The 19,709-nt window shown below is 62.5% G+C and carries 17 protein-coding genes and 1 pseudogene; 4 read left to right on the forward strand and 14 right to left on the reverse strand.

All coding sequences use genetic code 11. From position 1 onward, the window contains the following. Positions 1–73 precede the first annotated feature (73 nt). The 6 genes from AC5XE7_RS19950 to AC5XE7_RS19975 form a co-directional block, all read right to left on the reverse strand. Positions 74–355 (reverse strand): hypothetical protein, encoded by a 282-nt coding sequence (locus tag AC5XE7_RS19950; RefSeq protein ID WP_272792155.1) that lies wholly within the window; start codon positions 353–355, stop codon positions 74–76. 61 nt (positions 356–416) lie between these two features. After that, a complete protein-coding gene (locus AC5XE7_RS19955) occupies positions 417–1,958 on the reverse strand; it encodes a sulfatase family protein (protein ID WP_272792154.1) in 1,542 nt (513 codons plus the stop codon). A 23-nt stretch (positions 1,959–1,981) separates the two neighbouring features. After that, complete coding sequence (locus AC5XE7_RS19960; protein WP_272792153.1) at positions 1,982–3,058, reverse strand: ABC transporter ATP-binding protein; 1,077 nt, start codon at positions 3,056–3,058, stop codon at positions 1,982–1,984. Between the two features lie 22 nt (positions 3,059–3,080). After that, on the reverse strand, positions 3,081–3,944 hold the full coding sequence (locus AC5XE7_RS19965) for a carbohydrate ABC transporter permease (protein WP_495367368.1): 864 nt from the start codon (positions 3,942–3,944) through the stop codon (positions 3,081–3,083). Further along, on the reverse strand, positions 3,934–4,905 hold the full coding sequence (locus AC5XE7_RS19970) for a carbohydrate ABC transporter permease (protein WP_272792150.1): 972 nt from the start codon (positions 4,903–4,905) through the stop codon (positions 3,934–3,936). The genes AC5XE7_RS19965 and AC5XE7_RS19970 overlap by 11 nt, the downstream gene beginning before the upstream one ends. A gap of 62 nt (positions 4,906–4,967) precedes the next feature. Further along, entirely contained in the window at positions 4,968–6,506 is a 1,539-nt protein-coding gene (locus AC5XE7_RS19975; protein WP_495367369.1) for an ABC transporter substrate-binding protein, read from the reverse strand. A 230-nt stretch (positions 6,507–6,736) separates the two neighbouring features. On the opposite strand from AC5XE7_RS19975, the gene AC5XE7_RS19980 reads away from it, so the two are divergent. The 3 genes from AC5XE7_RS19980 (at position 6,737) to AC5XE7_RS19990 (ending at position 9,863) form a co-directional block, all read left to right on the forward strand. Further along, positions 6,737–7,636, forward strand: a complete 900-nt coding sequence (locus tag AC5XE7_RS19980; RefSeq protein WP_272792148.1) for a LysR family transcriptional regulator — start codon at positions 6,737–6,739, stop codon at positions 7,634–7,636. A gap of 83 nt (positions 7,637–7,719) precedes the next feature. Further along, on the forward strand, positions 7,720–8,433 hold the full coding sequence (locus tag AC5XE7_RS19985; protein ID WP_272792147.1) for a FadR/GntR family transcriptional regulator: 714 nt from the start codon (positions 7,720–7,722) through the stop codon (positions 8,431–8,433). Beyond that, on the forward strand, positions 8,430–9,863 hold the full coding sequence (locus tag AC5XE7_RS19990) for a sulfatase family protein (RefSeq protein ID WP_272792146.1): 1,434 nt from the start codon (positions 8,430–8,432) through the stop codon (positions 9,861–9,863). The genes AC5XE7_RS19985 and AC5XE7_RS19990 overlap by 4 nt, the downstream gene beginning before the upstream one ends. A 3-nt stretch (positions 9,864–9,866) precedes the next feature. On the opposite strand, the gene AC5XE7_RS19995 is transcribed toward AC5XE7_RS19990, so the two are convergent. From AC5XE7_RS19995 to AC5XE7_RS20020, 6 genes are all read right to left on the reverse strand, one after another. Then, positions 9,867–11,405, reverse strand: a complete 1,539-nt coding sequence (locus tag AC5XE7_RS19995) for a sulfatase family protein (protein ID WP_272792145.1) — start codon at positions 11,403–11,405, stop codon at positions 9,867–9,869. A gap of 121 nt (positions 11,406–11,526) precedes the next feature. Next, entirely contained in the window at positions 11,527–12,978 is a 1,452-nt protein-coding gene (locus AC5XE7_RS20000) for a sulfatase family protein (protein WP_272792144.1), read from the reverse strand. 63 nt (positions 12,979–13,041) lie between these two features. Further along, a complete protein-coding gene (locus AC5XE7_RS20005; RefSeq protein ID WP_272792143.1) occupies positions 13,042–14,364 on the reverse strand; it encodes an ABC transporter substrate-binding protein in 1,323 nt (440 codons plus the stop codon). Between the two features lie 40 nt (positions 14,365–14,404). Beyond that, the gene (locus AC5XE7_RS20010) at positions 14,405–15,247 is read right to left on the reverse strand and encodes a carbohydrate ABC transporter permease (RefSeq protein WP_272792142.1); all 843 of its coding nucleotides are present in this window, start codon (positions 15,245–15,247) and stop codon (positions 14,405–14,407) included. After that, the gene (locus AC5XE7_RS20015) at positions 15,247–16,170 is read right to left on the reverse strand and encodes a carbohydrate ABC transporter permease (RefSeq protein WP_272792141.1); all 924 of its coding nucleotides are present in this window, start codon (positions 16,168–16,170) and stop codon (positions 15,247–15,249) included. Before AC5XE7_RS20015 ends, AC5XE7_RS20010 begins: the two co-directional genes overlap by 1 nt. Then, positions 16,167–17,258 (reverse strand): ABC transporter ATP-binding protein, encoded by a 1,092-nt coding sequence (locus AC5XE7_RS20020; protein ID WP_272792140.1) that lies wholly within the window; start codon positions 17,256–17,258, stop codon positions 16,167–16,169. The genes AC5XE7_RS20015 and AC5XE7_RS20020 overlap by 4 nt, the downstream gene beginning before the upstream one ends. Before the next feature lie 156 nt (positions 17,259–17,414). Here AC5XE7_RS20020 and AC5XE7_RS20025 point away from each other — a divergent pair, with 156 nt between their 5' ends. Continuing rightward, positions 17,415–18,425 carry a LacI family DNA-binding transcriptional regulator gene (locus AC5XE7_RS20025; protein ID WP_272792139.1) on the forward strand — a complete coding sequence of 337 codons (1,011 nt, stop codon included), beginning with the start codon at positions 17,415–17,417 and terminating at the stop codon, positions 18,423–18,425. A 5-nt stretch (positions 18,426–18,430) separates the two neighbouring features. Here AC5XE7_RS20025 and AC5XE7_RS20030 read toward each other — a convergent pair whose 3' ends face one another. After that, entirely contained in the window at positions 18,431–19,378 is a 948-nt protein-coding gene (locus AC5XE7_RS20030; protein ID WP_272792138.1) for a formylglycine-generating enzyme family protein, read from the reverse strand. 247 nt (positions 19,379–19,625) lie between these two features. Continuing rightward, positions 19,626–19,709, reverse strand: a pseudogene (locus AC5XE7_RS20035) (IS6 family transposase); the annotation flags it as partial.

Below are 19,709 nucleotides of genomic sequence, written 5' to 3' on the forward strand. Positions count from 1 at the left end.
GGATGTTTGCAAGCAGACCCGGATGTTTGCGAGCACATTGGCAGGGAGCGTGAGCACGACGCCCGCTCCATTGTCAGATAATTCGAGCAGAAAATGCCGATGTTTGCGAGCAGAGGCGCTTATGTTGGCAAGCCGCTACAGCTATGCCGATCAAGATGGCCAGAAGCACCAGCCAGCTTTCCCGCCGGCGCACCATGGTGCGGAGACGCGCCGGCAGGCCGGCCTCGTCCATATTCGCGTTCCACCAGGCCAGCACGGCGCCCCAGACTCGACCAGAGGTTTGCAGCGCCTCGTCTACTCCCGCAATCAGCGGCGAGTCACCGGGCCGGTTCTGCCGGTCCTGGGGATCGCTCATACTAACCTTCCTGGGCCTTACCCGCCCTTGCCGACGGGCAGGCGACCAACCTGACCTGTCGTCACCTTCCGGACAGCACCATCCGGCTGTCATGCTCGGGCATGTCGCCGATCTCGGCCATCTTGGCATCGAGCCTTCCGACCATGTCGGCGAAGATACCGGCAAATTCAGGGTCATTTGCCCGATTATGCAATTCATGGGGGTCGGCCTCGCAGTCGAACAACTCCCACTCCGGGGGCTCATCGCCCCTAGTAGCCCCCAATTGCTGCAAGGGATCGTTGTACCAGTAGATCAACTTGTAGCGGTGGTCGCGGATGCCGTAATGGGCAAAGGCATTGTGGATGACATCCTTGTGCATCCAGTAGCGGTGATAGGCGACGTCCTGCCAGTCATCGCCCGCCGTCGCTTCGAAGACCGGCCGCATGCTGGCGCCCTGCATGTAGGTGGGGATGCGGATGCCGGCATAATCGAGGAAGGTCGGCGCGAAATCGACATTCATGGCGATCTGCTTGCTGACGCTGCCTGGCTTGATGGCCTTGGGATAGCGAACCAGGAACGGCATCTGCAACGACTCTTCATACATGAAGCGCTTATCGAACCAGCCATGTTCGCCCAGAAAGAAACCCTGGTCGGAGGTGTAGATGACGATGGTATCGTCGACGAGGCCCTCCGCATCAAGATAGTCAAGCAGCCGGCCGACATTGTCATCAATCGATTGCACCGTGCGCAGGTAGCGCTTGATATAGCGCTGGTACTTGAACTCAGCCAGTGCCCGCGGATCGGTAAAGGTAAAATTCTTGCCGGTACGCGCATCGATCAGGGTAATCGAGCCGCCATCCTCGATATCGGGCACCTTGCGGTTCTGCACGAAGGGATGCGGGAACATCAGGTCGCCAACTTCGCTGCCACCCTCGGGCTGGATCAGTCCGAGGTCGTCGTAGGTCATGTCCGAGCGAATGCGCATCTTGGCCGCAGCGGCGGCCACGGCGCGATTGGCGTAGTCATCCGAGAAGCTCTCGGGCAGAGGCAAATCTTCACCCTCGAACATGTCCTCGTGCTTGTGGTCGCAGACAAAATTGCGATGCGGAGCCTTGTGGTGGCACATCAGAAAGAAAGGTCGCGACGGATCCCGGCCCTTGATGAAGTCGAGACTGATATCGGTGATGATGTCGGTGGCGTAGCCCGGGTGGACCCTGGGACCATCCTTATCGATCAGCACCGGATCGTAATAGACCCCCTGCCCCGGCACGACTGCCCATTGGTCGAATCCGGTCGGCTCATGTGCCTTGCCTTCACCCAGATGCCATTTGCCGAAGATTGCCGTCTGGTACCCACCCTGGCGCAAGTGCCTGGCGACGTTGGGCAGACGGTTGTCGATGTGGGTATCGAGCGTCGTGACCTGGTTTACGTGATTGTATGTGCCGGTGAGGATGGCCGCCCGACTGGGGGTGCAGATCGAGTTTGTGACATAACACCGGTCAAGCCGCATGCCTTCATTGGCGAGGCGGTCCAGGTTCGGCGTGTGGTTGAGTCCGCCACCATAGGCCGAAATGGCCCGCGCGGCGTGATCGTCCGACATGATGAAAATGATATTTGGCTGCAAGGGTTTGCCTCTTGTGAAAATCGTCAGGCGCTTGGCAGGCTGAGGCCGTCCAGCGCCTTGCCCTGGGCGTCGAAGAAATGCGTGCGCCCCGCAAAGGCGAGGCCGACGGCCTGCCCCACCGGCAAGTCGGTGCCGCCATCGACGCGCACCACCAGTTCCTGGTCCCAGCCGGTGCGGACATAGACGAACTCGGCGTCGCCCAGCCGCTCGACCACGCTGACCGTGCCGTCGATGGTTCCGGCACCGGGTGCAACGATGCGCATCTGGTCGGCCCGCATGCCCAGCACCACGGCATTCTCGGCGCCCGGCCCCGCCATCGCCACCGGCGAACCATCCGGCGCCGCCTTGGCGCTGCCGGCTCCGGTAAGATTGACGAGATTCATCCGGGGCGAGCCGATGAAGCCGGCGACGAACAGATTGGCGGGCCTTTCATAGAGCTCCATCGGCGCGCCGATCTGTTCGACCACGCCCTTGCGCAGCACCACGATCTTGTCGGCCAGTGTCATGGCCTCGACCTGGTCGTGGGTGACGTAGATCATGGTGGAGCCGGCAAGCTGGTGATGCAGCTTGGCGATCTCGAGCCGCGTGGCAACGCGCAATTCGGCGTCCAGATTGCTCAGCGGCTCGTCGAACAGAAACACCTGCGGGTTGCGCACGATTGCCCGCCCGATGGCGACGCGCTGCCGCTGGCCGCCCGAGAGCTGGCGCGGCTTGCGGTCCAGCAATTCCTCGATCTGCAGGATCCTGGCGGCGCGCATCACGCGCCCCGCCACCTCCGCCTTGGGCATGCCGTTCATGCGCAAGCCGAAGCCCATATTCTGGTCAACGCTCATATGCGGATAGAGCGCGTAGGTCTGGAACACCATGGCGACGCCGCGATTGGACGGATCGACGTCGTTGACGCGCTGGTCGTTGATCAGCAGGTCTCCACCGGTGATTTCCTCAAGGCCTGCGATCATCCGCAGGAGCGTGGACTTGCCGCAGCCGGACGGGCCGACGAAAACGACAAACTCGCCCTTGTTGATTTCGATATCGACGCCATGGATCACCGGCGTGTTGCCATAGGCTTTCTTGACGTTTCTGAGACTGACGCCAGACATGGTGGTCTCTCCGTTGTTAGAGTCAGCCCTTCACCGCGCCGGCGAGACCGTCGATGAAATAGCGCTGCAGGAAGAGGAACAGGATCACCACCGGTACGATGGTAATGGTGGATGCCGCGGTCATGCCGCCCCAATCGACGAAATTCTCGCCCCGGAAGGCGTAGACACCGACCGAGAGGGTGCGGATCGCCGGGTTGGCCAGCGTCACCACCAGCGGCAGCAGGAAATCGTTCCAGGCATAGAGCGTCTGCATGACAATGACCGTCACCACGATCGGCCGCGATAGTGGCAGCATGACATACCAGAAGGTCTTCACGAACCCCACGCCGTCCATCTTGGCGGCTTCCTCGAGCTCGTTGGGCATCTGGCTGAAGTAGCCCGCGAACAGCAGCACGAAGATCACGAAGGAGCCGCCGGACGTGGCCAGCATCACGCCCCACAGCGACTGGCCGATACCCAGCCGGGTCAACAGGTCGAATACCGGGATGATGGTGTATCCCTGCGGCACGAACAGGGTGAAGATAATCAGCCCGAAGACGAGGCCGCGCCCCGGAAACTGCCGGCGGCCAAGCACGTAACCCATCATCGCCGTCGAGATCGTGACCAGCGCGACCGAGCCGATGGTCACGAACAGCGTGTTGAAGAAGTAGGCACCGATATTGGCCTGGGTCCAGGCCTTCACATAGTTCTCGACCGTCGGCTGGCTGGGGATCAGTCCCTCATTGGCGAAGATCATGGCGTTGGATTTGAACGAGGCCGACACCATCCAGATCAACGGATAGACCCACAGGCAGCAGACAGCGGCGAGCGCAGCCGAAACGATCCAGCGACGGGCGCGCGGCGAGACAAGTGGCTGCCTGATCGTCATGCTTGCCTCACGCGGCATTGGTCTTCTCCCGGTTGCGCAGGTGCCGCACGGCAACGATCTGCAAGATGGTCAGACCCATGATGGCAAAGCCGAAGAACACACCGGCGGCGCTGGCATATCCCAGGCGTGGCACGGCGCCGGCGGTCGCGAAGGCATTGCGGAAGATGTAGACCTCGATGACCTCGGAGGCGAAGAAAGGCCCGCCCTGCGTCATGGACTGAACCAGGGGGAAGACGTTGAGGGCGCCGATTGCCGAAATCAGGGCGATCACGATGGCGAAGGGCATGATCATCGGCAGCACCACGAAAACAGTGACCTGCCAGTTCTTCACCCCGTCAAGCTTGCTGGCCTCGTAGAGTTCTGCCGGCACGGTCTGCAGGGCCGCCAGCCAGTAGACCATCGTCACCCCGACCCATTTCCACACATAGATGCCTGCCAGCGTCCACAGCACCAGCTTGGGGTCGCCCAGAAAATCGAGCGGACGCGCCAGCAGCCCGATGTCCAGCATCGCCAGGTTGATCGGCCCGTTGAAGGGGCTGAGCATGATGGCCATGACGATGCCGATTACGGCCACCGGCGTCACCACCGGCAGGAAGATCAGCGTGCGGAACAGGGTGGAGAGCTTGATGAGCTTGTTATTGAGGATGATGGCGAAGACGAGCGAGACCAGCATTTGCAGCGGCACCGTGCTCATCGTGAACAGGAACGACCGCCCGAACGCATCCCAAAAATACTTGTCGGTCAGCAGTTCCGCATAATTGGCGAGCCCGACAAAGGTCTGGTTGGCGTCGAAACCGGACCAGTTGAGCAGCGAGAAATACTGCGAGGCGAAAATCGGATAGAGGATGAAGGCGCCGAAGATCAGCATGCCCGGAACAAGGAACAGATACTCGATCCGGCTGTGCCATAGCCGGGACATTAAGCTGTCGGGCCGGGTAATCGGCAATGTCTGGCGGGCGGTCAGGGTATCATCGGCCATCGGTCAACTCGCGTCGTGGGGCCCATCCGCCGAGGCGGACAGGCCCTTCCTTGGGAGGAGCGCTAGAGCGCTTCGTAGTCGGCCGCGACATAGTCGGTGTCGGGCCGCCAGTTGGAGAACACCAGATCGTCGCGGCTCACCTCTGCCCCCGCCTCCTTGGCAGCGGCAAAGGCTTCGTCGAGGGCGGCATTGGTCGCCGACACCAAGGCGGTGAGCTGTTCCTTGACGTTGGAGACCTGGGCCGTGAACAGACCCTGCACAGTCAGCGCCAGGTTCGGCGTCGGCTCCTTGTAGCGGCTTGCCACTTCCGACAACTGCGGATTGCGAGCGAACGGATTGGGGCCGACCTTGATGGTTCTCTCGAACATGGCCAAGGCTGCCTTGGACCGCTCGGACATCTGCGAATTGGTCGCCGCCGCGGGGAAAATCGGCGGATCAGACGGACCCACGACGTTGCCCCAGTCGATCTGGCCCTGTTCGGTGCCCAGGTAATGGAACACGTCGGCGGCTGCCTGCGGATTTTTGGCCTTGCTGTTGATAAACATCGTGTTGGACGCTGCTGCCAGTGCCCCCACGATGAGATTGCCCGTTGCCCCTGCGGGAGCCGGAGTCGGGGCAATGCCGAAATCGAAATCGGGATTCTCGCGTTCCCATTGCGGGATGTTCCAGGGTCCCTGCAGGATCAGGCCCGCGGCACCCTGCGGCATCATCGCGCGAGCCTGCGGCGCGTTGAGGCTCATGGCGCCGGGGAAGACCGAGCCATCGGCCTGCATGGCGATGAGCAGTTCGACCGCGCCGACGAATTCGTCGCTGTCAAACACGGGTTCACCCGTGCGGAAGTCGATGCCCAGGCCGATGGAGGTATCGCCACAGGCCGTTCCCGCCATATTGGCGAGGCTGCGGGTGATGTCGGCGAAACGGTTGACCTGGTTTCCGCCCATGATGAAGCCGAAGGCGCGGCCGGCATTGAGCTCGGTCACCTTGCGTGCGGCCTCGCGGAAGCTGTCCCAGGTCAGCGCCTCCGCTTCGGGGTCAAATCCGGCATCGTTGAGCAGTTGCCTGTTGTAGAGCACATGCGCCGAGGTCACGCGGGCCGACGTATAGGGCAGCCCGTAGGTTTTCCCGTCGAATACGTTGAGACCTTCGAGGAACGCCCCGGCGGGGAAGCCAGCCTTCCAGCTTTCGATATCGGGAATGTAGTCGTCGAGCGCCTGCACCCAGCCCTCGTTGATCGCGAATGCCGGCGGCAGGCCGAGCGGCAGGCAGAATGCGTCCTGGGCAGTGCCATTGCGGATGCCCAGCGGCAGCACCTGGCCGATCTCGTTCCAGGGCAGGCCGTCATAGACGACCTCGATGCCGCGAGCTGCCCCGTATTCAGGAAAAAAGGCGCGATAGAACACGGCCTTCTGGTCGCCGCTATCGATCCAGCGCAACGGACCATCGCCGGTGATCGGGGCGATGGCTTCGGGGATGGTGAATTCCTGCGCCAGGGCGCCCCCGGCGCCGGTCAGCGCCAAGGTGCCGAGGGCCGTCGAACCTGCCAGGAATTGCCTGCGGCTCATGGACGAAAACGGGGTTTTAATCATGGTCTCCTCTCCCATCTGACCACCTCGAAACGAGCGTGGCTGAATTCAAATTCCTGGTTATCGCGCGTCGCCGACCGTGCCGGGCCTTGAGGCCTCCTGCGGTCGCACTCCCCCCTGTGCGGATGCCGCAGCTTGGCGCTGCTTTTGACGATCCGCTGTCTCAGTCGATAACAATTGCACCTATACAAAACCAATGCCATTCTTTGCATGAGTGATAACAGAAGTGCATCATCATGCTGGATAGAATGAGCCTGCTTTTCCGCTTCCAGACGATCTCCGATGCGGGGAGCGTTCGCAAAGCGTCCGAAATTCTCAATGTCACGCAGCCGGCCCTGTCGCGCTCGCTGTCGCAACTGGAGAAACACTACGGCCAGCCCCTGCTGGAACGGCACGCGCGTGGTGTTCGTCCCACCGCTTTCGGCCAGCGCCTGCTGACGACGGTGTCGCGACTGGCGCGGGACTGGGAACTCGCCGAGGCTGACCTGGCAAGCGGCAATCCGGGCGCCGAGGGACGCCTCAACATTCATGCCGGCCCGCTCTGGTCTTCCGTGGTCCTGCCCACGGTCATCCCCAGGCTGCACGAGACATTCCCCAACCTGACGATTGAGATGACGCCGAGTACCGGCACGTCGCTGCCGGCTCTGCTGGACGGTCGTATCGACGTGTCCTTTGGCGGTCTCTACGCGCCCGAGCGCAACTATCCGCAACTGGAAGCGCGCGCCTTCAGCAAGATCCGCGACCGCGTCACGGCGCGTGCCGACCATCCAATTCAAAAATGCGATCCCGGGGACTATGCCATGATCCACAAGTTTCCCTGGATCATCTATGCCGCCGATCCCATTTACGAGGCCGAGACCATCCACGCGGTGATGGAGCGCACCGGGGCCATGCCGCAGGTGCGGGTACGCAGCGGTTCGCTGCTGGCGATCTTCCGGCTGCTGCAGGATGGCGACTATCTCTGCATCCTGCCCGACGCTGCCGTCTATGGCATTCCCGGGCGCCCGATCCTGCCCATCCCCATTGAAATGGGTCGCCGCAATTCGGAAACCGGGGCCCTCCTGCGCCGCACCATGGCGCAATACCCGCCCATGCACACCCTGCTCGAGCTGTGCGCAGCCTATTTCCAGCGCATGGATTCGGTTTGACATGGCGCAGCTCCTCCGAGGTGAGCTGCTTGATTTTATGTCCCACTTAATCCATTATGTCCAACATAAATTGAGGTTGTGATTTGCCATTTTCCAGCATTGCCGTTCGCGAGACGGGCGCCTCGGCTATCGCCCGGCAGATTGGCACCGCAATTCTGCGTGGCGAGCACGCCCCTGGAGCAACCCTGCCAGGGGAGCTTGAACTGGCTGTCCAATTTGGCGCCAGCCGCAACATCGTGCGCGAGGCCATCAAGGTGCTGGCCGGCAAGGGCTTGGTGGAATCGCGCAAGAAAGCGGGCACACGCGTACGCTACAGGGCCGATTGGCAGATGCTGGACCGAGAGTTGCTGGCCTGGCGGCTGGAGGGCGGGACGGAGATCGGCTTTGCCACCGATCTGCTGGCGCTGCGCGAGGCGATCGAGCCAGCCGCCGCGGCAGCGGCCGCACGACACCAGGACAAAGAGGCAATCCAGGCGATCCGCACCGCCTTCTCGGGCATGGTTGCGGCCGGCACCGATCGCAAGCGCTTCGCGGGCCCCGACCTGCAGTTTCATAAGGCTATCCTGGCCGCCTCCGGCAACGAATTCATGATGGCCTTCGGCGGGATGATCGAAGCGGCGCTCGCCGCCTTTATCGGCATTTCCCTGCGCCACCGCGAAGCGCCCGGCCCTTCGATACCGATGCATGAAGCGGTGCTGCTGGCCGTCGAGGCCGGCGATCCCGAACGGGCGCATACCGCGATGCTGGCTCTGCTGGCTCGAACCCGCACCAATATCGAAAAGGACGCCACACGGTGAGCTCCGCCCGCCCCCACATCGTCCTGGTCATGACCGACCAACAGCGTTTCGATACTATCCAGGCCCTGGGCGCCGGGCACATGAACACGCCAAACCTGGACCGGCTGGTGCGGGAGGGCGTGAGCTTCGACAACTGCTTCGTCAACGCGCCAAGTTGCGTGCCCAGCCGCGCGGCTTTGTTCTCGGGCCACAGCCCGCATACGTCCGGCGTGCTGCGCAATGGCCAGGCCTGGTCGCACAGCTGGGTCGAGCAACTGGCGAAATCGGGCTATCACTGTGTGAATGTGGGCAAGATGCACACCATTCCCTATGACGCGCCGGCCGGGTTCCACGAGCGTTTCGTGGTCGAGAACAAGGATCGCTTCTTCGAGGGCCGCTGGTATGCCGACGAATGGGACAAGTCACTGGTGCATCAAGGCGCGGTAAAGCCCTCCCGGGCGCATTACCGGACCCTGCCCGACTATGCCGAGCGGCTTGGCGCCTTCGACTGGCCGCTGGCCGACAGCCAGCATTCAGACGTCTTCGTCGCCGAGACCGCCATGTGGTGGCTGGAAACGCGGCCACGGCCCGAAGCGCTGTTCATGCAGGTGGGCTTTCCTGGTCCGCACCCGCCCTATGACCCGCCGGCGCGATATTCCCAACCCTATCTCGATAGAGCCGACCTTCCCGTGCCCGAGGCCAGCGCCAGGGAACTGGCGAGCCTGCCGGCTTCGCTTCGGGCGAAGCGGGAACATGATACCAGGGTGGATCACGACGCAGTCTCCTGGTCGCTCGATCCCAGCGTGGAGCAGCTGCGGCGCCTGCGCGCGCATTATGATGGCAATGTCACTCTCATCGACGAACAACTCGGGCGGCTGATCGACACGCTTGAGCAGCGCGGCTATCTCGACAACTGTATCGTGATCTTCATGTCCGACCACGGCGACAATCTGGGCGAGCACGGCCTGTCGCAGAAGTGGGCGATGTATGACATGGTCACGCGTGTTCCCGCCATCGTCTGGGCGCCCGGTCGATTTGCCGGAGGGCGACGCCTGCAGCAGCTTTGCCAATTATTCGATTTCGGCCCCACGATCCTCGAACTCGCCGGGCTCGAACCATCCGCCGATTTTGAAGCACAAAGCCTGCTGCCGGCGCTGGAGGGCAAGGCGTGGGCCGGGCGAGACGCGGTATTCTGCGAACAGGCGGGCGACGTGGCCATGGCCGATACCAGGCTCATCACCATGATCCGCACCGAGCGGGACAAGGCCGTGCTGTTCCTGGGCGCTGTTGACGGGCAGTATTTCGACCTCGCTGCCGATCCGAGCGAGGAGAACAATCTCTGGCACGACCCCGAGGTGCAGGCCCGGCTTGCCGAACTCAAGGACCGTATGCTGCGGTGGCGCCTCGACAGCGCGGTGCATACGATGGACCGCGCTGTCGTCATTCGCTAGGCCTCAAGCGCCCGCGATGCGTGCCATGCGGGTGGGTTCGGACTTCATGATCCCCTGCACCATGGCTTGCAGCATCCGCGTCTTCAGCTGTTGCGCGGCCGCATCGTCCCACAGATTGTTGATCTCGCCGGGATCGCTCGCCAGGTCGAACAGTTCCCCATAGCCGGCCTCGCGATAGACCGTGATCTTGTGGTGTTTTTCGACATAGGTCTCGACATGCGGCATCTGCGGATTGTGCCGGTTCTCGCAGAGCACGTAATCCCGTGCCGCTTCGCCGCCCTGCCAGTTCGACCACTGCGATACGCCCTGCATTTCGCCCGGCACCGGCAGCCCCAGCGCATCGAGGAAGGTGGGGGCCAGGTCGACCAGGCTCTGCAGATCATTGGAAACCGCGTCGGCCGGTACCCTGCCGGGCATGCGCACGATCATGGGGATACGCAGCATGTCCTCGTAGTGAAACGGGCCCTTGGCAATCAGGCCGTGCTGGCCAAGGAAATGACCATGGTCGGTCGAAAACACGACAAGCGTGCTTTCGGTCAATCCAAGCGCGTCGAGCCGGTCGAGAATGCGCCCGATTTCGGCATCGAGGAAACTCATCATGCCGAAATACGTGGCCTTGTCCCCTTTCAGTTCCTCCTCCGGATAGAGGTGGCTTTCGCAGCCATGCGCCGTGAACGGGGAGTGCCAGGCACCGAAATCGGGATTTTCCTGCTGCGTCTTGGCGAAGTGCGGCGGGTTGCGATCATGCTCGCCAGGCGTCACCCGATCCACGACCATATCGGCGGGGTCATACATGGATGCCCAAGGCTCGCTGACGGTATAGGGCGGATGCGGATCGTGAAAGCTGGCCCACAGGAAGAAGGGCTTGTCGCGATCGGCGTGGGCATCGAGATAGGCGAGGCTCCGTTCGCCCGTCCAGGTGGTGTAGTGCAGTTCGGCCGGCAATGCCCAGGAACGGTCGGCACGGGTATAGCCCTTCTTGGGTCCCAGCCGCGGCGCCTTGGATGAGGTTTCACCCTTTACTGGCTGGAAGTATTCCCGCCAGTCCGACAGGCCCCGTTCTTCCATCCAGATTGCGTAATGCTGCCCGGCATGGCTCTCATCGGCATGGTTGCGCGCCAGTTCAACATGCTCGAACCCGTACCAGGTTCGGTTGAAACTGCGCCAGAAATCGAGGTCCCGCAGGACGGGCTGGCATTCCAGCGATTCCGAACCCGGCGCGGAAGCAAGCGGCTGAAAATGCGCCTTGCCGATCAGGGCAGTTGCATAGCCGGCGGCGATGAGGTGATCGCCAAGCGTCGGGACGTCCTCGGGCAGCTTCACTCCGATAGTCCAGGCCCCGTGATGGGAGGGATACTGGCCGGTAATGATGCTGGCCCGCGAGGGCGTGCAGACCGGCGCCGGGCAATAGGCCCGCTCGAAACGTGTTCCCTCCCGGCACAGGCGGTCGAGGTTCGGGGTCTTCAACTGCGGCGTCTTCACACCGAGAGCATCGTAGTGCTGCTGATCAGTCGTGATCAGCAGGATATTGGGCATGGTCATGAGGGCCTCCGCCGCCACTCTACCAACCCCGGCGTGTGGGAGCGCTCGAAAGGTGCGCGCGAGCCATGCACAAAAGTGATCGCTTCACCGCTACAGATCGAGTTTCCTATCGCGCACCAACTCAGTCGGGCTGCCTGCCGAAATCCGCCGTGGCGGAGCGCAGGATCCTGCGGTCGCCATCCGTCCAATGATCGCGATACCAGCTCGACAGTTCGAATGTGTCATTGATGCGCGCCATGCGCTCCAGCATGGTCGAGCGGAGCCGCTGCGCCTCGTCGGCATAGGCGGGGTCCGTGGCGAGGTTGACGAGCTGATATGGGTCGGTGGTTCGATCGAACAGCAATTCCTTGCCGTCCAGCTTGAACACGGCATAGGTAAAGCGCTTGTCACGGACGGCGCGCCATTCATGGCCGTCTTCCCAGCGCGCGGTGGCGCCACAACCCTGCATGAGGGCGACTTCGGGCTCCGGCCCCGCGCCGCCCAGGAGCCGCTTGCTGAGGTCCATACCCTCCACATCACCCGCGGCCTGCAAGCCGGCCAGGCCGGCGAGAGTTGGCAGGATGTCCACCGTGCTGAGCAGGATATCGGGCGTGGTGCCAGCCGGAACCCGCCCCGGCCAGCGGACGATAAAGGGAACGTTGGCGGCTTCCTCGTAGAAAATCAGCTTGGCTCGTCGCCCATGGGCACCGAACATCTCGCCATGATCCGAGGTGAAGACGACGATGGTGTTGTCCGCCTGGCCCGAGGCTTCGATCGCGGCCATCAGGCGACCGAATTCGGCGTCGAGGCTCGCCACCTGCGCGTGATAGCCGCGGCGCCAGTTCTCGAGCTCCCGGCGCTCGGCTTCGTTCAGGCTCGCCCACCGGTCACGATAGGGCGCGTCGTCTGAATCGCGATAGTTGGGCGGGTGCGGAAATTGCGCCGTCTCGAACAAGCGCCAGAAGCGCTCCGGCACGTTATCAGGCCCCCAAGGATCGTGCGGCGGTCCATAGGACAGCGTCAACGAGTACGGGCGTGCGTCCGGGTCGTGCGCGGCGCGACGGATGAAGTCGATGGCATGCTCGGTCTGCACAGTCGGCTCATACTCGCCGGGGCCGTAGCTGATCCTGTCGGGCGTTTCCTCATGGTAATAGGCGGGCGGGCTATAATTTTCGTGATGGAAGTTGAAGGCCTTCCATTCCCCATCGAAGCCGAGCCGGTGTGGGCCGCGCGGGACAAAGGAGTTGCGCGGCTCGTAGTGGCCGCCCAGCTCGTTGGCATACAGGTGCCATTTGCCGATATAGGCGGTGTTGTAGCCCGCATCGGTGAGCATGTGACCCAGGCAACGCTGATTTGGGTTCATCCGCAATTCGTTGATGACCATGCCGTGGCTGGTGGTGTGCTTGCCCGTCAAAAGCGATGCGCGATAGGCGGTGCAGACCGGCGTGTTCACGATCGCATTGGTGAGCGATGCCGATTGAGTAGCGAAGCGGTCGATATTCGGCGTGTGGGCCTGCGGATTGCCGGTGCAACCCAGCGCGTCGTAACGCAACTGGTCGGCGAAGACATAGACGATATTTGGCCGCTTGCTCATGGATTGGGAAAGACCTGATGGACGGATTGGGGACCCACCGCCTCGAAGGGCGGTGGGAGGAATTCAGCGTGCGCGGCGCAGCACGGCGTTGACGCGGCCTTCGGCATCGGCGAGCGCCTGCTCGACACTCTTCTGCCCCAGGACCGCGGCGGCCAGCTCTTCACCGATAGTGAAAAACATGACGCGCTGCTGGTTGACCGTATTGGGATGGTGGCGAGCGTTTCCGGGGATGGACATGATATCGGACCGGAACGGCAGCTCCTGGAATTCAGCGCTGTCCAGCACGCTCTGGCGCGAAGGCAGGTGTCCGGCGCGGGCCCAGTCGCCATTGTGGTCATAGAGGAACTTCATGAACTTGAGCGCGGCCTGGCGCTGTTCCTCGGTGCGGGATTCGCTTTTCAGCATCACCCAGGTATGGCCGGCGGAAAACTGGGCGTTCTCGGCATAGAGCTGCGGCAACGGGTAGACCCCGTAGTCGGTCAGGGCCATCTCGTCATTGCTCGAGGCGGCCACGAAGGGGGCAATCATCCAGGTCCCCTGGGTGACCACGCCCGCATTGCCCTGCTGGAATTCCGAATTGCCCACCCCGCCATCGGTATAGGCGGTGGCCAATCCTTCATCGACCAGCCGCTTGAGCATGGTCAGGGCTTCGGTCGCCTCGGGCGTCTGCAGGGCGATCTGCCTTGTGTCATCGGGGAAGAATTCGCCGCCCTGCTGCCACACCAGCGTATAGAACGTGCGCGCGATGGAGCCGGAATCGACCGGTAGCGCCAGGTATGGCTTGCCGGTGGCTTCCTTGAAGGCGGTTGCCTGTTCGAAAAGCTCGTCCATGCTGGTCGGCATGACCGGCTTGCCATCGGCATCGGCCAGCCCGGCCTCGGCGAACAGGGCGTTATTGGTGTGCCAGAGCCAGCTGATGAAATCCTGCGGCAGACCATAGATCTCACCGTCGACTTCCACGTTCTCACGGCCACTGGCCACGAAATCGTTCACGTCGATACCCACTTCGGCAAAGGCGTCGCCGAGAGGCAGCAGCAGGCCGCGGCGAGCGAATTCACCCAGAACATCGGCATGCATCACCGAGACGTCAGGCACGTCACCGGCGGCGAGACGTCCGGCCAGTTGCTCATAATAGGGCTGCCACTCAACGATCTCGGTCACCACCCGGATATCGGGGTTTTCGGCGTTGAACTTATTGGTCAACGCGGTGATGACGCCGCATTCATTGGTGGCGGTGCTCGGATCGGTAATGTCTGCAAAATCGGCTTCGCACGAGCCGAAGAACCGCGCGAAGCGAATTTCGGTCTGCGCAAAGGCCGTCTGGGCTGTCAGGCCTGCCAAGGATATCGTGGCAGCCAACAGGGTCAATTTGCGGATCAGTTTCATGGGCGCTTCTCCTCCTTGAGCATTCCCGTGGCCTTGTTCGTCATCGTCCGCCAGCACCGGCCACCGCGCGCAGGACGTATTTTTGGAAAATGAGATAAAGGATCAGCATGGGCAGTCCGGCGAAGACCGCCTGCGCCATCAAATAGCCGATGCCTTCAGACTGGTCGAAATTGGTCTGCGTCGCCGCAAGCCCTATAGTCAGCGTGTACATGTCCGGACGCGTCGCCGAGATCAGCGGCCACAGATAGTCGTTCCAGGCATTTAGGAAGGTGAAGATCGCCAGGGTGATCTGGGCTGGCACCGAAAGCGGCAGGGCGATGGTGAGAAATATCTTCCAGCGCGAAGCGTTATCGAGCGCTGCGGCCTCTTCCAGTTCCTTGGGCAGGGCGCGGAAATAGGACGCCATCAGAAAGACGCCGAATGGCGTACCCAGATGCGGCAGGATTAGCCCTGCATAGCTGTTGTGCAGGTCCAGTTCGGCGAACATGGAGTGAAGCGGGATGATGATGGCCTGCCCCGGAATGGCCAGCCCCAGCAGCACGAAGACGAACAATGGCCCCCGGCCGGGAAAGTCGAGGCGGGCAAAGCCATAGCCGGCGACCGAGCAGATGATGGGCACCAGGACGGTCTGGATGACCGAGACGATGACACTGTTGACGATCCAGGTTCCCAACTGGCTCGAGCGCACGAGGTCCGAATAGTTTTCGAGCGTATAGGGCGCGCGGAACACAGTGCCCAGGCCGTAGGACAGCTCCTCGTTGGGCTTGAGCGAGAGACCCAGCACCCAGAACAGCGGGATCAGCCAGCACAGGGACAGAACGATGACGAGCCAGTAAGTCAGGCGACTGAACAGCGGCTCGCGGTTCTTGGATACGGCCATCATCAAGCCTCCGCTCGCTGGCGGCTGGCCCAGAATTGAAGGCCTGCCGCGACCAGCATGATGAGGAACAGAATCTGCGATGCTGCGGCGGCATAGCCGGCCTGCCACTGCTGGAATCCCGCCTGGTAAATGAACATCACCATCGTGCGGGTGGTGTTGTTGGGTCCGCCGCCGGTCAGCAGGTTGATCTGGCCGAAGACCTGGAACTGCAGCACCACTTCGATCACCGCCACCAGCACGATCATCTTGGCGATGGAGGGGATGGTGATAGTGAAGAGAATGCGTGCGGGGCCGGCGGAATCGAGCTTGGCGGCCTCGTAGATGTCGTCCGGCACCTGCTGCAATGCGGCAAGGAACAGCATCATGGGCAGGCCGATGGCCCACCAGACCGTCACCAGACCGACGGCGGCCAGCGCCCAGTCAGGATTGAGCAATACCGACACCGGCTCCAGGCCCATGGCGGCTGCGCCGGCGTCGATCATGCCGACATTGGGCAGGTAAACCGTCTTCCAGATCAACGTGACTACCGTCACCGACAGAACGTGCGGCCCGAAAAACAGCGCCCGCATGATGGCGGCGCCCCGGGTGGGCCGGTTGAGCGCCAAAGCGATCAGCAGGCCGATGATGACAAAGGGCGGCACCGTGAGCAGCACGAAGCGCAGGGTGTTGAAGATCGAGCCGATGAATATCGGATCGCTGAACAGGTCTTCGTAGTTCCACCAGCCGACGAACTCGGTCACGCCGCTCAGCAGGTCCTGATACTGGAAGCTCATGACCACGCCCATGACGAGCGGGTAGATCATCAGCCAGAGGTAGAGCATCACGAAGGGCGCAACGAAGAGCAGTCCGATCCATTGCCGGCGGGGGCGATTGTTGCTCCGGGTCGCGGCCCCTGCCCGCTCCGCCGTTTCTGCGATGACGGTCATCCGGGCTCTCCAGGATGATACGTCCTGCCCTCGGCATCGAAGGCGATGAGCTTGTGCGGCAGCGGCCGCAGGCCGACGCGGTCGCCCAGCCGTACCGTGCTTTCGCTATGATCCTGGTAGATCAGTGCCGTGCCATCGGCGAGGTGTGCATAGACGAGAGTACGGTCGCCCAATCTCTCCACCACGTCCACGTCGGCCTGGAGCGGTCCTGCGGCGTCGATTTCGACCTCGTCCGGGCGGAAGCCTATTTCGACCGGCATGGCGCCGCCCATCGCTTCCCGCGCGATCCGGGCCTCGACGCTCGTGCCATCGGCAAGTGCCGGCACGATCCATTCGCCGTCGCTGCCCACCCCGGTCACTGGAACGAAGTTCATTTGCGGCGTGCCGATGAAGGCGGCAACGAAGCGGGTTGCCGGTCGCCGATACACTTCGAGCGGCGCTCCCACCTGTTCGACCCGGCCGGCATGCATGACGACGATCCTGGTTGCCATGGTCATGGCTTCGATCTGATCGTGGGTGACGAAGATCATTGTGGCGCCGAGGCGCTGGTGCAGCTTGCTGATCTCGACCCGGGTACGAGCCCGCAGGCTGGCATCCAGATTCGACAGCGGCTCGTCGAACAGGAATACCTTCGGTGACTTGGTGATGGCCCGGCCGATGGCAACGCGCTGGCGTTGCCCGCCCGAGAGTTGGGCGGGCTTCCGGTCCAACAGCGACTCGATCTCGAGAATGCCAGCCGCAACACGGATGCGCTCGTCGATCACGTCTTTGGGTGTGCCGACATTCCTCAGCCCGTAGGCCAGATTGGCGCGCACCGACATGTGCGGATAGAGCGCGTAGGACTGGAACACCATGGCGATGCCGCGTTGCCCGGGCCGCAACTGGTCTATGCGCTGGTCATCTATGCGGATTTCGCCCTCTGTCATGGCCTCGAGGCCGGCAATCAAGCGCAGCAGGGTGGTCTTGCCGCAGCCGGAAGGCCCCAGCAGCACCGCGAACTCGCCGTCGGCTATCTCCACCGACACGTCATGCAGGACTTTGACCGCGCCGAAGTTCTTCGACAGACCACGCAATTCGACTCCCGCCACGGCGAATCCCTCGCTTTGACCGCTTCTTGATCGCGGTTGTTGACGTTTTCAACGTTGCAAACATGAGTGCATAGAATTTTCAACGTTGCAATAGTCAATGGCGGCAGTTTGGTTTATCCAGAAGAGACAGAAGCTGGACGTTGGCGGATCGACCACATGGCGCAGATGCGTGCAACCACCCTGAAGGACGTGGCTGAAGTGGCGGGGGTCTCCGCCCGGACCGTGTCCAATGTCGTCAATGGCTACATACACGTGGCCGAAGAGACCCGGCGCCGCGTGCAGGAGGCCTGCGACCGGCTCGGATACCGGCCCAATGTCATGGCGCGCAACCTTCGCTCCGGGCGATCCAAGGTCATCGCGCTGGTCGTGCCGGAAATCGGCTCGCCCTATTTCGGTGAGCTGGGCCAGTCCATTATCGAAGAGGCGCGCAGGCATGGCTATGTCGTGCTCATCGACCATACCGGGGGCGATGTGGAGCAGGAGAAGGATTTCCTGATCCGCAGTTCGGCCTCCAACCTGTTCGATGGTGTCATTCTGAGCCCCTCGCGCGTGAGCGACGCCGAGCTACGCAGTATCCTGAACGTGCCCTTCGTCCTGCTCGGACCGCGCCTGTTCGATCCCGGCTTCGACCATGTCTCGATCGACAATGTTGCGGCAGCGGCCGAAGCTACCGGCCATCTGCTGAAGCAGGGGCGCCGACGGGTTGCCGCCATTGGCGAGCAACGCTGGGGGGGCAGCGCCGCCCAAATTCGCACACTGGGCTATCGCAAGGCCCACGCGGAGATGGGGCTGGACGTCGTCGAGGACCTCATCATTTCGACGACGCATTTCCAGCGCGAAAACGGCGCTGCCGCCATGACGCACCTGATCGAATCGGGAAAGCGGCCGGACGCCGTATTCTGCTTCAACGACCTGCTGGCGCTTGGTGCCATCCGCGCCATTCATCAGCACAAGCTGCGCGTGCCCGAGGACATTGCCGTGGTCGGTTTCGACAATATCGACGAGGGGCGCTACTCGACGCCCTCGCTGACGACCATTGCGCCTGACCGGCACGTCATCGCCAGGCTGGCGGTGGAGCGGCTATTGGCCCGCATTGATGGAAAACCGGTGGATGAGCCACCACGCCTCATTGTTCCACACAGGCTGCTGGTACGCGAGAGCGCCTGAGCGCCTCAATCGTCAGCCGGGGAATAGACCAGCCGGAAGCCGACATGACTTGTGGTCGTATCGGGCGTGTTGCCGTGACGGGCAGCAATCCGATAGCGATAGCAATAGCTGCGGTGGCAGAGGAAGGAGCCCCCCTTCATCACGCGCTGTTCGGTGGCGGCGGCACCGGCATCACGCTGACGGCTGGCCTTTTTCAGCGACCGGACCCGCCAGCGGTCTGCCGACCATTCCCAGGTGTTGCCCGACATGTTGTAGAGCCCGTAGCCATTGGGCTCGAATGAGCGCGCGGGAGCGGTCCAGCGGTGTCCGTCAGCGGCGGTATTAGTGCCGGGAAAGCTGCCCTGCCAGATATTGCATGGCATGAAGTCCGTATCGTTCGGCTCCCGATCCCCCCACGGAAACATCGGGTCAGCCTGCCCGCCGCGTGCGGCATGTTCCCACTCTGCCTCGGTGGGCAGGCGCCCGCCGGCCCAGTGCGCGAAGGCGGAGGCATCGTTCCAGCTGACATGGATCACCGGATATTGTTCACGCCCGGAGAAGCTGCTGCCCTCCCCCTCGGGGCGATCCCATGTCGCCCCGTCGACGCGTCGCCACCACTCTGTCCCCACCGCGCCCTGGGTGATCGTTGCCTCGGGCAGCATGTCGAAGAAGACAAAGGACCAGCCGAATTTTTCGGCCTCGGTCACGTAGCCCGTGGCCGCTATGAAGGCCGCGAACCGCTCGTTCGTGACCGCGGTCACGTCCATGCGAAACGGTTTGACGCGCACGGCGCGCACAGGGGATTCGCCGTCACCGTCGTGAACGGGCCGCCGGGTTCCGACCTGTACCTGGCCGCCGGGGATATTGGCAGTTTCGGTAGCGACCGGCCTGGCCGCTGCCAGGATCGGGGCTAGAGCTTTGTCCGTTTGTTCGGGGATCGGGTCGCGGTGCGGCGCGCAGCAGCTATGGGTCATATTGCGACCTGCATATATTGATGGTGCTTCGATTTCATTCCAATTCCTAGATCGCAACCCGGCGTCCGGCTAGCCCTGTGTCGAAAGCAGGTGGAACCGGCACTGGGCCCTGGTTCGCCGGGATCAACCCGCCGAGGTTGCCGGTTCGCCCATGTTTCGACAAACCAGTGCAGATGGCCTATCAAATATCTGGGGCTTGTCGCAAACATTTTCGGAGCGCGCAATTATCCACTGAGCGTCCTCGTTTTCATGCTTTGTTAACCTTTTGTAGTCCGAAGAGGTGCGCGAGCAGATCGTTCTGATCATTTACGGTCCACACGCCGGAAAAGCC

It is taken from the genome of Aquamicrobium sp. YD-1-mutant5 (genome assembly GCF_059509755.1).

Excerpts from the sequence above, each read along its gene's own strand:
- AC5XE7_RS19950 (WP_272792155.1), bottom strand. The coding sequence starts at position 355 with ATGAGCGATCCCCAGGACCGGCAGAACCGGCCCGGTGACTCGCCGCTG.
- AC5XE7_RS19960 (WP_272792153.1), bottom strand. The coding sequence starts at position 3,058 with ATGTCTGGCGTCAGTCTCAGAAACGTCAAGAAAGCCTATGGCAACACG.
- AC5XE7_RS19965 (WP_495367368.1), bottom strand. The coding sequence starts at position 3,944 with ATGCCGCGTGAGGCAAGCATGACGATCAGGCAGCCACTTGTCTCGCCG.
- AC5XE7_RS19970 (WP_272792150.1), bottom strand. The coding sequence starts at position 4,905 with ATGGCCGATGATACCCTGACCGCCCGCCAGACATTGCCGATTACCCGG.
- AC5XE7_RS19975 (WP_495367369.1), bottom strand. The coding sequence starts at position 6,506 with ATGGGAGAGGAGACCATGATTAAAACCCCGTTTTCGTCCATGAGCCGC.
- AC5XE7_RS19980 (WP_272792148.1), top strand. The coding sequence starts at position 6,737 with ATGAGCCTGCTTTTCCGCTTCCAGACGATCTCCGATGCGGGGAGCGTT.
- AC5XE7_RS19995 (WP_272792145.1), bottom strand. The coding sequence starts at position 11,405 with ATGACCATGCCCAATATCCTGCTGATCACGACTGATCAGCAGCACTAC.
- AC5XE7_RS20000 (WP_272792144.1), bottom strand. The coding sequence starts at position 12,978 with ATGAGCAAGCGGCCAAATATCGTCTATGTCTTCGCCGACCAGTTGCGT.
- AC5XE7_RS20005 (WP_272792143.1), bottom strand. The coding sequence starts at position 14,364 with ATGAAACTGATCCGCAAATTGACCCTGTTGGCTGCCACGATATCCTTG.
- AC5XE7_RS20010 (WP_272792142.1), bottom strand. The coding sequence starts at position 15,247 with ATGATGGCCGTATCCAAGAACCGCGAGCCGCTGTTCAGTCGCCTGACT.
- AC5XE7_RS20015 (WP_272792141.1), bottom strand. The coding sequence starts at position 16,170 with ATGACCGTCATCGCAGAAACGGCGGAGCGGGCAGGGGCCGCGACCCGG.
- AC5XE7_RS20025 (WP_272792139.1), top strand. The coding sequence starts at position 17,415 with ATGGCGCAGATGCGTGCAACCACCCTGAAGGACGTGGCTGAAGTGGCG.
- AC5XE7_RS20030 (WP_272792138.1), bottom strand. The coding sequence starts at position 19,378 with ATGACCCATAGCTGCTGCGCGCCGCACCGCGACCCGATCCCCGAACAA.